Source organism: Streptomyces nanshensis, from assembly GCF_001751255.1.
In the GTDB taxonomy this organism is placed as follows: domain Bacteria; phylum Actinomycetota; class Actinomycetes; order Streptomycetales; family Streptomycetaceae; genus Streptomyces; species Streptomyces nanshensis_A.
The window spans coordinates 19,734-33,041 of sequence record NZ_LJGW01000110.1; the positions used below are offsets into that span (position 1 = coordinate 19,734).

Annotated in this window: 12 protein-coding genes; 8 read left to right on the forward strand and 4 right to left on the reverse strand. The window is 72.7% G+C overall.

Features of this window, described 5'->3' with window-relative positions; genetic code table 11:
• Positions 1–67: 67 nt before the first annotated feature.
• The 3 genes from AN218_RS05905 to AN218_RS05915 all read right to left on the reverse strand — a co-directional run bounded on the left by AN218_RS05905 (position 68) and on the right by AN218_RS05915 (position 2,285).
• Positions 68–694: an Rv1733c family protein gene (locus AN218_RS05905; RefSeq protein ID WP_070015555.1), complete on the reverse strand. Its 627-nt coding sequence runs from the start codon at positions 692–694 to the stop codon at positions 68–70.
• 112 nt (positions 695–806) lie between these two features.
• On the reverse strand, positions 807–1,787 hold the full coding sequence (locus AN218_RS05910; protein WP_070015556.1) for a rod shape-determining protein: 981 nt from the start codon (positions 1,785–1,787) through the stop codon (positions 807–809).
• A gap of 171 nt (positions 1,788–1,958) precedes the next feature.
• On the reverse strand, positions 1,959–2,285 hold the full coding sequence (locus tag AN218_RS05915; protein ID WP_070015557.1) for a TraR/DksA family transcriptional regulator: 327 nt from the start codon (positions 2,283–2,285) through the stop codon (positions 1,959–1,961).
• 326 nt (positions 2,286–2,611) lie between these two features.
• Between AN218_RS05915 and AN218_RS05920 the strand changes: the two genes are divergently transcribed.
• Positions 2,612–3,697: a HAMP domain-containing sensor histidine kinase gene (locus AN218_RS05920; protein ID WP_079131857.1), complete on the forward strand. Its 1,086-nt coding sequence runs from the start codon at positions 2,612–2,614 to the stop codon at positions 3,695–3,697.
• Positions 3,698–3,719: 22 nt separating this feature from the next.
• On the opposite strand, the gene AN218_RS05925 is transcribed toward AN218_RS05920, so the two are convergent.
• Positions 3,720–4,823 (reverse strand): XdhC family protein, encoded by a 1,104-nt coding sequence (locus AN218_RS05925; RefSeq protein ID WP_070015558.1) that lies wholly within the window; start codon positions 4,821–4,823, stop codon positions 3,720–3,722.
• A gap of 393 nt (positions 4,824–5,216) precedes the next feature.
• Here AN218_RS05925 and AN218_RS05930 point away from each other — a divergent pair, with 393 nt between their 5' ends.
• The 7 genes from AN218_RS05930 to AN218_RS05960 all read left to right on the forward strand — a co-directional run bounded on the left by AN218_RS05930 (position 5,217) and on the right by AN218_RS05960 (position 13,178).
• The gene (locus AN218_RS05930; protein ID WP_070015559.1) at positions 5,217–6,095 is read left to right on the forward strand and encodes an FAD binding domain-containing protein; all 879 of its coding nucleotides are present in this window, start codon (positions 5,217–5,219) and stop codon (positions 6,093–6,095) included.
• Positions 6,095–6,610: a (2Fe-2S)-binding protein gene (locus AN218_RS05935; protein WP_070015560.1), complete on the forward strand. Its 516-nt coding sequence runs from the start codon at positions 6,095–6,097 to the stop codon at positions 6,608–6,610. Before AN218_RS05930 ends, AN218_RS05935 begins: the two co-directional genes overlap by 1 nt.
• Complete coding sequence (locus tag AN218_RS05940) at positions 6,607–9,000, forward strand: aerobic carbon-monoxide dehydrogenase large subunit (RefSeq protein WP_070015561.1); 2,394 nt, start codon at positions 6,607–6,609, stop codon at positions 8,998–9,000. Before AN218_RS05935 ends, AN218_RS05940 begins: the two co-directional genes overlap by 4 nt.
• Before the next feature lie 14 nt (positions 9,001–9,014).
• A complete protein-coding gene (locus AN218_RS05945; RefSeq protein WP_070015562.1) occupies positions 9,015–10,094 on the forward strand; it encodes an XdhC family protein in 1,080 nt (359 codons plus the stop codon).
• The gene (locus AN218_RS05950; RefSeq protein WP_070015563.1) at positions 10,091–10,996 is read left to right on the forward strand and encodes an AAA family ATPase; all 906 of its coding nucleotides are present in this window, start codon (positions 10,091–10,093) and stop codon (positions 10,994–10,996) included. The genes AN218_RS05945 and AN218_RS05950 overlap by 4 nt, the downstream gene beginning before the upstream one ends.
• 94 nt (positions 10,997–11,090) lie before the next feature.
• Positions 11,091–11,909, forward strand: a complete 819-nt coding sequence (locus AN218_RS37885; RefSeq protein ID WP_070015564.1) for an SRPBCC family protein — start codon at positions 11,091–11,093, stop codon at positions 11,907–11,909.
• Positions 11,910–11,915: 6 nt separating this feature from the next.
• Positions 11,916–13,178, forward strand: a complete 1,263-nt coding sequence (locus AN218_RS05960; protein WP_070015565.1) for a vWA domain-containing protein — start codon at positions 11,916–11,918, stop codon at positions 13,176–13,178.
• Positions 13,179–13,308 lie beyond the last annotated feature (130 nt).

Below are 13,308 nucleotides of genomic sequence, written 5' to 3' on the forward strand. Positions count from 1 at the left end.
GAGCTGTGCGGGAGTCGCGGGAGTACGGGCGGGGCGGTACGGGAGCGGTGCGCGGGGTCCGCCGCGGTCAGGTGGGGGTGGTCCAGTACGGGGCCGTGTCGGCCCACTCTTCCTCCCACTTGGCCAGCGAGCGCCGGTCCAGGGCGAACACCGTCACGGCGTAGACGACCATCCCGGCGGCGGGCACGGCGAGGCCCGCCACGACGGTCCAGCCGACGGTGCGACGGCGGATCTCCCCCACCGTCATGGGCGGTTCGGTGACGGCGCCGCCGTCGTCGGTCCACACCGTGGCGGTGGCGCCGGCGGGCAGCCCGGGCGGTACGTCGGCCACCGCGGTACGTGTCGTTCCGCCGGCGTCGGTGAAGCGGACCTCGGCCGGATAACGGGCGTGGTCGGCCTCGTCCGAGCCGGGTTCCAGATGGTGGGGCGCGTCGTGGACCAGTACCGCCGTCGTGCGGTGCCTGGTGAGGCTCTGCTGATGGGCCGTCGACTGGTACGCGCGGCTCGTGGCCTGACCGACGGCCAGCACCGTCACGGGAGTCGTGGCCACCACGACGACGGCGAGGATCAGACCGGTCCAGGTGCGGACGAGATCGGTGGGACGGCGCAGCGGGTTCTCCGGCCGCCGCCACCGCCGGAGCCGCCGGGCGGGCACGTCCGGGGGCGGCTGGGCGCGCGGGATCTCTTCGGCCATGGTGGGGTTCCTTCCTCGGTCGGCACGGGGGAAGCCGGTGCGGCCGCATGCCGAACGCACCGGTGCACAGGCGTCGTTGGGCGGGGACGGTCCTCGGCGGATCCGGCGCGGATCAGGGCCGCGGCGGTGCGGACGCCCCGTACGCGTTCTCGCCGGGCGTGCGGCCCTGGAGGTCCTGTACGAGTCGGCCCGCGCCGCGTACGGCGACGGTGTGCGGCGCGGGCGCCGGCCGGACGGGAGCGTGCAGCCGTTCCGTCAGCCGCCAGGTGAGCTCCGGACGCAGGGCGCCGCCGCCGGCGGTGAGCACACCGCGGCGCAGTGCGTCGAGCACGTTCGCGGTGCGGTCCTGCCGGAGCATCTCCGTCACCACGTCGGCCACGTAGTCGACGACGTGGGCGCACTCGGTGGGGCCGAGGTCGTCGGTGCCGACCGCCATGCAGTGGGCCTCGGTCACCGTCCCCTCGATGAGGAGGAAGACCTCGGTCAACTGCGCGCCGACGTCCACGATCAGCAACGGGCGGGCGGTGTCGGCTCCCGCGCCCAGCGCGATGGCCTCGGCGCTCGGCACGGTGAACACGGCGCGGGGCTGCAACGGCCGGACCGCGGCGTGTGCGGCCTCGCGGAACGCGCTGCCCCCGAGCGTGGGCGCCGTCACGGCGATCACCGGATGGCTGAAGCGGGAGGTGCGGTTGCCGAGCAGCCGGCCGAGCATCTGCGCCGTGGCCTCCGGGTCGACGATGGTGCCGCGGCGTACGGGGTAGGACTGGCCGGTGCGCGGGAAGGCGACCGTGCGCACATCGAGGATGACGCGCTTGCCGAGCGTCCAGGCCCGGGTGCGGGCGCTGCCGAGGTCGAGGGCGATGTCGGGGCACTGCCGGGAGGCCGGCCACGCCTTGTGGCACAGGGACGCGGCACGCGAGGGTGCGCCGTCACCGGCCGGTGCGGTGCCCGGTTCGGCGCCGACTCCGGTGCCTGCGGGCCCGGTTGACGACCAACGGCCGCCGGCGGGCGAGGCCGCCGTGTACCGGCGGAACCGCGCACGGCCGGTGCCCCGCTCCTCCCCCGGGACACCGCCGGGGGCCTGCTCGTTCATGACTCCACTCCTCCACGGGACGGGGCGGCGGGCGAGCGGCCCCTGCCGGGACGGCTCACGGGGATCACGCCCTGGAACCTGCGCGGGACCGTGCGCGGGAACATGCACGGGAACGTGCGCCGGACGACGACGAGTCGGACGGCGCGTGGGAACACGTGCCGGGAACGGCTCTCACGCCTTGCGGCTCTGGCAGCCCACGCAGTGGCGCGCGTACGGAAGGATCTCCAGACGCTCCGCGGGGATCGGCTTCGCACACTCCTGGCAGGTCCCGTAACTGCCGTCCCGTACGCGGCCGAAGGCGGCCTCGATCTCCCGGAGCACCCGCTGGACGGCTTCCCGCTGCGCGGCGACGAGCTGGTCCGCGGGGTCCGCCCCGGTCTCCTGGAGCGCCGTGAGCTGCGCCAGCCGGGAGTTGTGCTCGTGTTCGAGGCACTGACGCGCCTCGTGCGCGGAGAGAGGTGCCGAGCCGGAGCCGGGACGGTAGGTGCCGAGCGCCATGGGGACGCACTCCTTTCGGGAGCGGCAGCGAGAGAGCACCGGGAACCTTCCGTCGGTTCCCGGTGCCGGACGCAGCGCTTCCGCCGGCGCCCCCGAGGCGCCGGCGGAAGAGGATGTGAAGTTGGGACGGTGACCTTCCAGACTGGCGTCTTTCCGCAGCGCGGACCATGGGGTCCGGCACCCATTTCCGGTGGGTGGGGACATGTAGGCGGCACCTCCGTGGCGGCCGGTGCGCACGCCGGCTCGCCCGTGGCCCTTTCGGCGGCCCGTGCGCATAGTGGGTGGCGACAACGAGTCGGCGTACGAGGCGAGGGGGCTCCGTACAGGTGTCCTTGTTCTGGCGGATCTTCGGTCTGAACGCGGTGGTCCTCAGCGCCGCGACGGCGCTGCTGCTGTGGGCTCCGGTGACCGTCTCCGTACCGGTCCTGCTCACGGAGGCGGTGGTACTGCTCGGCGGTCTGGCCGTCCTGCTGGTCGCCAACGCCGCGCTGCTGCGCATCGGCATGGCTCCGCTGGAGCGGCTCACCGGGCTGATGACGACGGTCGATCTGCTGCGTCCCGGGCAGCGGCTGCCGGGCTACGGGCACGGCGCGCTCGCCGAACTGATCCGTACGTTCAACGGCATGCTCGACCGGCTGGAGCGGGAGCGCGCCACCAGCAACGCGCGGGCCCTGTCCGCGCAGGAGTCCGAACGGCGCCGCATCGCCCAGGAGTTGCACGACGAAGTGGGCCAGAGCATGACCGCGGTGCTGCTGGAGCTGAAGCGTACGGCCGACCGTGCGCCCGCCGGTCTGCGGGACGATCTGCACCAGGCACAGGAGATCACCCGGGCGAGCCTCGACGAAGTGCGCCGTCTCGCCCGCAGGTTGCGCCCGGGCGTGCTGGAGGACCTGGGTCTGGTCAGCGCGCTGACCTCGCTGGCCACCGACTTCGCGACCCACGCCGGACTGGAGGTGCGGCGGCACTTCGACGCCGGCCCGCTGCCGCCGGACCCGCATGCGGAGTTGGTGCTCTACCGCGTGGCGCAGGAGGCTCTCACCAACGTCGCCCGGCACGCCGAAGCGCGCACCGCCGAGGTGAGTCTGCGGCGCACCGGCGGCACCGTGACGCTGACCGTGGAGGACGACGGGCGGGGCATCGGTGTGGCGCACGAGGGCGCGGGGATCCGCGGGATGCGGGAGCGCGCGCTGTTCGTCGGAGCCTCCCTCGACATCGCGTCCACGTCCGCGGGGACGCGGGTGGCGCTGTCCGTTCCCGCCCGCGGAGAACGGCACCCGCCGAACGGTTCCGCTTCCGCTTCCTCCGTATCCGCGTCCGCTTCCTCTGTATCCGCGTCCGCTTCCGTCTCCGGCCCGGACCGTGCCCCGTCCGGGGCCGGTTCCCCCAACGGCACCGGCGTACGGAGGAGTTGACGCCGCTGCGGCCGGCGACCGCTCAGTGGTGGATCGACAGATCCGTGCCCGCGAGCCGGCGGCCCGTGCCGTTCCACTTGAGGGCGATGACCTCGGCCATGATCGCCACCGCCGTCTCCTCCGCCGTACGGCCGCCGAGGTCGAGCCCGATCGGCGAGGAGAGACGGCGCAGCGCGGCCTCCTCGACGCCCGCCTCGCGCAGCCGCCGCAGCCGGTCCTCATGCGTCGTACGGCTGCCCATCGCGCCGATGTAGCAGGCCGGGGTGCGCAGGGCGCGCTGGAGCAGCGGGACGTCGAACTTCGGGTCGTGGGTGAGCACGCAGATGACGGTGCTCTCGTCGACGGTGACCTGGTCGAGGAGCTGGTGCGGCCACCGTACGACCAGTTCGTCGGCGTCGGGGAAGCGCTCGCTGGTGGCGAAGACGGGCCGTGCGTCGCAGACCGTGACGTGGTAGCCGAGGAACTTCCCGAGCCGGGCGACGGCGCCGGCGTGGTCGATCGCGCCGAAGACGAGCATCCGCGGCGGCGGCGCGAACGACTCGACGAACACGGTGACTTCGCCCATCCGCCGGCCGCTGCGGCACGCGGTGTGCACGACCGTGGTGGTGCCCTGGGCGAGCAGTCCGCGCGTCTGCCCGGTGACGCTGCCGTCCACGTCGTCCTCGCCGAGGGTGCCCCGCACGGTGTCCGCGGTGACGACGAGGCGGCTGCCCGTGACCACCTGCGGCTCCGGGCCGTCGATCACGGTGGCGACCGCGACGGGGCTGCCCGCGAGGACGTCGTCGAGGACACCGTCGAGTTCGGGATACGGCTCGGCGCCCGCCGGACGCACCAGGACCTCGATGACGCCGCCGCAGGTGAGCCCCGCCTCCAGCGCCTCGTCGTCGCTGACTCCGTAGGTACGGAGCACGGGGGTGCCCTCCGCGAGCACGTCGAGGGCGAGTTCGTAGACGGCGCTCTCCACGCACCCGCCGGAGATGCTGCCCAGCACCGTGCCGTCGGCGGAGACGGCCATGCTCGCTCCCGGCTGGCGCGGTGCGGACTTCCAGGTCCGGGTGACCGTGGCCAGGGCGAAGGAGACACCCGCGGCCCTCCACGACTTGAGACCCTCAGCGATGTCCCGCACTCCGGCTCCTTCCCGTCGGTGGCCGCCGCACCGGCCGCGCGTGCCGCCCGTCCTCTGCGGCGGCCCCTCCGGCGTCCCGGCCGTCGGGGAGACGAGGCGGCGTGCACCGAACGATGTGGATGCGGGGGCCCGGGTGTCAACGGCGTCCTCAGCGATCGCTTAAGTCGCCGTTCACCAGTGACGACCGCGTACGGACGGCGTGCCCACCGCCTCAGCACACCTTCGGCGGCCATGTCTCACCTCAGCCGGTGCGGGGCGCCGGGAAGACAAGTCCCGAGGGACTTAAGCATCTCCTTAACTCGTCGTTGACATCCCGTCACGGCGGCGGCGGAATGACCCCCACGCACCGGGCGGACGAACCCGGCTGCGGTGGCTGAAGGAAGGGGTCGCGCTATGCAGGTGCCCGCACCGTTCGAGTACGAGCGGGCCGGCAGCGTCGATGAGGCGATCGGCGTGCTGGACCGGCTCGGTGACACGGCAAGACTCATCGCGGGCGGTCACAGCCTGCTGCCGATGATGAAGCTGCGGCTCGCCAACTTCGAATACCTGGTGGACATCAACGACCTGGCGGACGAGCTGGGTTTCATCGTCTTCGAACCGGACCGGGTGCGCATCGGCGCGATGACCCGGCACCGGGAGCTGCTGGAGTCCGCCGAACTCGCCCGCGCCTTCCCGATCTTCCAGGACGCGGAGAAGGTCATCGCCGACCCGGTGGTCCGCAACCGCGGCACGCTCGGCGGCTCGCTCTGCCAGGCCGACCCCTCGGAGGACCTGTCGGCGGTGTGCACGACGCTCGGCGCGAGCTGCGTCATCCGCGGCCGCGACGGCGAACGCGTCGTGACGATGGAGGAGTTCCACCGCGGTCCGTACGAGACGGCCGTCGGCGACGCGGAGATCCTCACCGAGGTGCGCTTCCCCGTGCACCCGTCGGGGTCCAGCGCGTACGAGAAGGTCGAACGCCGGGCCGGCGACTGGGCGGTGGTCTCCGCGGGCGCCGCGGTGTGGCTGGAGGGCGGCGTCATCTCCGACGCCCGCGTCGGGCTCGCCGCGGTCGGCCCCAACACCACGGGCCTGCCGGAGATCTCGCAGACGCTGCGCGGAGCGACCCCCTCGGAGGAGGCGTACGCGCGGGCCGGGGACATCGCGGCGCGCTCGTGCGACCCGGCGTCCGACCACCGCGGCAGCGCCGAGTACAAGCGGCACCTCGCGAAGGAGCTGACCGTGCGGGCGCTGCGCCGCTCCGTCGCCAGGGTCAACGGAGAGGAAGACTGATGCAGGTCACGATGGTCGTCAACGACGAAGAGGTCACCCGGGAGATCGAGGGGCGGCTGCTGCTCGTCCACTTCCTGCGTGACCATCTGGCACTGACCGGCACCCACTGGGGCTGTGACACCAGCAACTGCGGTACGTGCGTGGTGTGGCTGGACGGCGAGCCGGTGAAGTCGTGCACGGTGCTGGCCGCGATGGCCGGCGGGCGCGAGGTACGCACCGTCGAGGGGCTGGAGCAGGGCGGCGAACTCGACCCCGTCCAGAAGGGGTTCGTGGAGTGCCACGGCCTCCAGTGCGGCTTCTGCACCCCCGGGATGATGATGACCGCGCGGGCCCTGCTGGACCGGAACACCAGCCCGTCCGAGGAGGAGATCCGCGAGGCGATCTCCGGCCAGATCTGCCGGTGTACCGGCTACTCCACCATCGTCCGCTCCATCCAGTGGGCCGCGGCCGAGGAGGCCGGCACCCGCACCACGACCGCCGACGCACCGACGGCAGACTCGGGGAGCGCTTCATGACCACCGTCGCGGGATCACCCGTCACCGCATTCGAGAACAACGACCAGAAGCCCGTCGGGCACGGGCGGATGCTGCGGAAGGAGGATCCGCGCTTCGTCCGCGGCAGGGGCCGCTACGTCGACGACGTCCAACTGCCCGGCATGCTGCACCTGGCGATCCTGCGCGCCCCCATGGCGCACGCCCGCATCGTCAGCGTCGACACCAGCCTCGCCGAGGCGCACCCGAAGGTGAAGCTCGTCGTCACGGGCGCGATGCTCGCCGAGAAGGGCCTGGCGTGGATGCCGACCCTCTCCAACGACGTGCAGGCCGTGCTCGCCACGGACAAGGTGCGCTTCCAGGGCCAGGAGGTCGCCTTCGTCGTCGCCGAGGACCGCTACGCGGCGCGCGACGCCCTGGAGTTGATCGACGTCGAGTACGAGATGCTCGACCCGGTCGTGGACGTACGCACGGCACTGGACCCCTCGGCTCCGGTGATCCGCGACGACCTCGACGGCAAGACCGACAACCACTGCTTCGACTGGGAGACCGGCGACGCGGAGGCCACCGAGGACGTCTTCGCCAAGGCGGACGTCGTCGTCAGCGACGACATCGTCTATCCGCGGGTGCACCCCGCGCCGATGGAGACCTGCGGCTCGGTCGCCGACTTCGACGCCGTCGACGGCAAGCTGACGCTGTGGTCGACGACCCAGGCGCCGCACGCGCACCGCACGCTGTACGCGATCGTGGCGGGCCTGCCGGAGCACAAGATCCGGGTCATCTCCCCCGACATCGGCGGCGGGTTCGGCAACAAGGTGCCGATCTACCCCGGTTACGTCTGCTCCGTCGTCGGCTCGCTGCTGACGGGCAAGCCGGTGAAGTGGATGGAGGACCGCTCGGAGAACCTCACCAGCACGGGCTTCGCCCGCGACTACGTGATGCGCGGCGAGATCGCCGCCACCCGGGACGGCAAGATCCTCGGCATCCGCACCAACGTGCTCGCCGACCACGGCGCGTTCAACGGCACGGCGGCGCCCGTGAAGTACCCGGCCGGGTTCTTCGGCGTCTTCACCGGCAGCTACGACATCGAGGCCGCGTACTGCAAGATGACGGCCGTCTACACCAACAAGGCGCCGGGCGGTGTGGCGTACGCGTGCTCGTTCCGTATCACCGAAGCGGTGTATCTGGTCGAGCGGATCGTCGACTGCCTCGCGTACGAACTGGACATGGACCCGGCCGAGTTGCGGCTGCGCAACTTCATCAAGCCCGAGCAGTTCCCGTACACCTCCAAGACCGGCTGGGTGTACGACTCGGGCGACTACGAGCCGACGATGCGGCTGTCGATGGAGCTGGCCGGCTACGACGAACTCCGCCGCGAGCAGGAGGAGAAGCGGGCCCGCGGCGAACTGATGGGCATCGGCATCTCGTTCTTCACCGAGGCCGTGGGCGCCGGGCCGCGCAAGGACATGGACATCCTCGGCCTCGGCATGGCCGACGGCTGCGAACTGCGCGTGCATCCCACGGGCAAGGCCGTGGTGCGGCTGTCGGTGCAGACGCAGGGGCAGGGCCATGAGACGACGTTCGCGCAGATCGTCTCCGAGGAGACCGGCATCCCGCCGTCCGACATCGACGTGGTGCACGGCGACACCGACCAGACGCCGTTCGGGCTCGGTACGTACGGCAGCCGCTCGACGCCCGTCTCGGGTGCCGCGGCGGCGCTGGTGGCGCGGAAGGTACGGGACAAGGCGCGGCTCATCGCCTCCGGCATGCTGGAAGTACCGGCCACCGACATCGAGTGGACGAAGGGCTCCTTCCATGTGAAGGGCGACCCGTCGGCGTCGGTGACCATCCAGGACATCGCGATGAAGGCGCACGGCGCCGGCGATCTCCCGGAGGGCATCGAGGGCGGTCTGGAAGCGCAGATCTGCTACAACCCGGAGAACCTCACGTACCCGCACGGCGCCTACATCTGCGTCGTGGACATCGACCCGGGCACGGCACGCGTCACCGTCCGCCGGTTCGTCGCGGTCGACGACTGCGGTACGCGCATCAACCCGATGATCATCGAGGGCCAGGTGCACGGAGGTCTCACCGACGGCGTCGGCATGGCGCTGATGGAGATGATCGCCTTCGACGAGGACGGGAACTGCCTCGGCGGTTCGCTGATGGACTATCTGATCCCGACGGCGCTCGAAGTGCCCGACTGGGAGACGGGGTTCACGGTGACGCCCTCGCCGCACCACCCCATCGGGGCCAAGGGCGTCGGTGAGTCGGCGACCGTCGGCTCGCCACCGGCCGTGGTGAACGCGGTCGTCGACGCACTCAAGCCGTTCGGTGTCCGGCACGCCGACATGCCGCTCACCCCGTCCCGGGTGTGGGAGGCCATGCAGGGCCGCCCGATGCCGCCGATCTGATCCGGGAGCACGCGATGCCGAGCAGGGTGTCCACAAGGGCGGGTGAACTCGCCGAGCACCGGGTGCCGTTCGCCCACGCCAGGGTCGTACGGGCGCAGGTGCCGACGTCGGCGCACGCCGGGGACGAGGCGATCGTCCTGCAGGACGGGTCGGTCGACGGCTTCGTCGGCGGGGTGTGCGCGGAGGGCACGGTGCGCACCGCCGCGCTCCGTGCGATGCGGGAGGACGCGGCCGTGCTGCTGCGGGTGCTGCCCGCGGGGGACGACGTCTCCTTCCCCGACTCCCCCGGCGCCGAGGTGGTGGTCAACCCGTGTCTGTCGGGAGGGGCGTTGGAGATCTTCATCGAGCCGCGGCTGCCGCCGCCCCTGCTCGGCGTCGTCGGCGGTACGCCGGTGGCGGACGCGCTCGTGGCGATGGCGGAGGTGCTCGGGCACACGACGGTCCGCTGCGGTCCGGGGTCCGGCGTCGCCGGTACGGACGGTGTGAACCGTACGGACGAGGCGGACGGTACGGACGGGTCCGGGGGCTCCGCGGCCGCGGTGCCGCGGAACGCCTCCGCGGTGATCGTCGCCACCCACGGCCGGGACGAGGAGGAGACCATCCGCGCCGCCCTCGACGCGGGAGTGCGCTACGTCGCGCTGGTCGCCAGTCCCCGCCGGGGCGGGGCGGTGCTGGAGGGGATGGGCCTGACCCCCGAGGAGGCCCGGCGCGTCAGCACGCCCGCCGGGTTCGACATCGGCGCGCGTACGGCGCCCGAGGTGGCGCTGTCCATCCTCGCGGAGATGGTCGCCGCTCTGCGCGCGGACGAACGGGAGGCACACGGCACGCCGGCCCACGGCACCTCCGGCACGTCCGGCGCCTCGTCCCCGGCGGATCCTCAACCGGAGCCTCCGCGGCAGGAGTCGGACCCCGTCTGCGGGATGACGGTGACGGTCATGCCGGACACCCCGCGGCTGACCGTCGACGGCACCGACGTCTTCTTCTGCGGTACGGGCTGCCGCGACGGCTACGCCCGGAGCACGGGCGGCGACGCGGACGCGCACGCGGACACGGCTGCCGCCGGAGCCGGCGCGCACCCGGTGGCGGGGAGGTGAGCGGCGTCGTCACGGACCCCCCGTTCACCGATCCCGCGGACGTCGCGCGGCGCCTGGACGAGGCCGACTACCTCGTCGACGAGGGCACGTCCACGGCGCTGTTCCTCGCGATGGCCCTCGGCCGTCCCCTGCTGCTGGAGGGCGAGCCGGGCGTCGGCAAGACCGCGGCGGCCAAGGCCATGGCGACGGCGCTGGACACACCGCTGATCCGGCTCCAGTGCTACGAGGGCCTGACGGCCGGTGCGGCCCTCTACGAGTGGAACCACCAGCGTCAACTGCTGGCGATCCGGCTCGCGGAGTCGCGGCAGGAGAAGCTGGCGGAGGCCGATCTGTTCGGCGAGGAGTTCCTCCAGGAGCGGCCCATCCTGCGAGCCGTCCGGCACTCCGGGCCCGTGGCGCCGGTGCTGCTGATCGACGAGATCGACCGCTCGGACGAGGAGTTCGAGGCGCTGCTGCTGGAGTTCCTCGGCGAGGCCGCGGTCACCGTGCCCGAGCTGCGTACGTTCGAGGCCGCACGGCCGCCGTTCGTCGTGCTCACCTCCAACCGCAGCCGTGAGCTGCACGACGCGCTGCGCCGCCGGTGCCTCTACCACTGGATCGACTTCCCGGCCGCGGAGCGTGCCGCCGAGATCGTCCGGCGGCGGGTGCCGCACGCGCGGACGCCGCTGATCGCGTCGGCCGCGCAATTCGTCGGCCGGGTACGGCGGTTGGAGCTGGAGAAGCCGCCCGGCATGGCCGAGACCATCGACTGGGTCTCCGCCCTGTCCGTCCTGAAGACCTCCGAGCTTCTGCGGGCCGACATCCTCAGCACGCTCGGGGCCATCGCCAAGAGCCCGGACGACCGCGACACCATCACCGACGCCCTCGACGAACTCGGGCATCCGGAGTCGGCCTCGGCGTGAGCCACCGGCCCCGACGCCTCCTCATCTCGTCACGGCGTCCGGTGACGGCACAAGCCCCGCACCCATCAAGCAGAGAGCAAGCAGAGAGGAACTCATGAAGATCGACAACGAGTTCACGGTCGGTGTCCCCGCGGAGCGGGCCTGGAAGCTGCTCACGGACCTGGAAGGCATCGCTCCCTGCCTGCCCGGTGCGCAGCTCACCGGCGTCGACGGCGACGTCTACTCCGGCAAGGTACGGGTCAAGGTCGGCCCGGTGATCTCCCAGTACGCCGGGACGGCGCAGTTCGTCGAGAAGGACGACGCCGCGCACCACGCCGTGATCAGCGCCAAGGGCAAGGACTCGCGCGGCGCGGGCAACGCCTCCGCGCTCATCGACGCACGGCTGCGGGCGGAGGGCGAGAAGACCGTCGTCTCCGTCAGCACCGACCTCAACATCACCGGAAAGATCGCCCAGTTCGGCAGCGGGATGATCAAGGAGGTCTCCACGAAGCTGCTCGGGCAGTTCGTGGAGAACCTGGAGGCGGAGCTGCACGTGCCGGCCGCGGAGGGCGACACGGGCACGGCGGCGGCCGGTTCGCCGAGCGCGCCCGCCGCGGAAGCAGGAGCGGGGACGGGGACGGGGACGGGAGCGGGAGCGGGAGCGCGTACGCAGGAGCCGGCGCCCTCCGCTTCCTCCGCCGCCACCGCCACCACCGGCGGGACCAACGGCGCCGCCGCCGCGAAGACCCCCGACGCGGCGCAGAACTCGGCGCCCGCCACGGCGTCCGCGCCGAGGGCGTCGGCCCGGGAGTCGGAGTCGCAGCCCCTGGATCTGATGGGCCTGGCCGGGAGTTCGGTCTACAAGCGCCTGATCCCCGCGGTCGCCGGCCTCATCGTCGTCGTCGCGGTGGTCGTCTGGCTCGTCGTCTCCTGACGCTCGATGTCCTCCGATCCGGCGGTCGCACCGCTGCTGCGGCATGTCGACAGGGCGGCGTTCGCCGTCGCCCTGTCGGCGCGCCTGCGCGCGGGCGGAGTGCCGGTGGACCTCACCTCGACCGAGGTCTTCGTAGGGGCGCTCGCGGCCTCGCCGCCGCTGACCCGTACCGCGCTGTACTGGAGCGCGCGGATCTCCCTCGTCCGGGCGCACTCCGAACTGGCCCTGTTCGACCGGGTGTTCGCGGCCGTCTTCGACGACGCCGTCCTGGAGATGGACCCGAACGCTCGGCGCGACAGCCTCGGCGGCACCCCGCACGCCGACGACTCCGGCGACTCACCGCCGGCCGTACCGCCGGAGTCCCCGTCCGCGGCGGGCCCCCTGCCGTGGGTGACGCGCCCCCAGGCCGTGGCGGGTTCGCGGGACGCGGACGGCTCCTTCGCGGTGCCCGAGCGGCTGCCCAGCGGGACGGACGCTCCGGTGGACACGCCGTTCGAGCAACTCTCCCCGGAGGAGACGGCGTTGCTGGGCCGATGGCTGGAGTCGGCCGTACGCGACTGGCCGCTGCGGCGCTCCCGCCGCTTCACCAGCCGCGCGCCCGGCCGCCGTATCGCCTTCCGAGCGACCGTGGCCCGCTCCCGGCGCACCGGCTGGGAGCCGATGGAGCTGGTGCGGTCCGGGCCCGCCCGCAAGCCGCGGCGCGTGGTGATGGTGTGCGACGTCAGCAAGTCGATGCAGGCGCAGGCCACGGCGTATCTCCATCTGATGCGGGCGCTGGCGCGCACCGCGCACGCGGAGGTCTTCGCCTTCGGTACGTCGCTGACGCGGCTGACCGGCGCCCTCTCGCACCGCTCCGCGCAGACCGCCGTCGAGGAGGCCACGGCGAAGGTCACCGACCGCTTCGGCGGCACGAGGATCGCGGCCAGTCTCCGTACGCTGCTCACCTCGCACCACGGTGACCGGCTGCGGGGAGCGGTCGTGATCATCGGCTCCGACGGCTGGGACTCCGACCCCCCGGAGGAGCTGAGCGCCGTCATGGCGTGGCTCAACCGCCGTGCGTACAAGGTGATCTGGATGAATCCGCGGGCCTCCGCCCCCGGGTTCGAACCGCGCGTCGCGGCGATGGCCGCGGCCCTGCCGCACTGCGATCTGCTGCTGCCCGCGGACACCTTCGGCTCGCTGGCCGCTGTGGTCGCCGAGATCTCCCGCAGCGCGGCCCCGGCCGCCGCGGGGCCCCGCCCGCGTCGTCATGCCGCGGCCGGACGCTAGGGCGTGTCCGGAAAGTAGCGTCGTCGCCCTGCTGGGCAGGGCGGGGGCGCGGGGTCTGGTGCGTGCGATCGCAAGGCGGAGGTGGGGGCACCACCCGGGCCGTCAGGCCCAGGGGGAGAGAGCGCAGCGT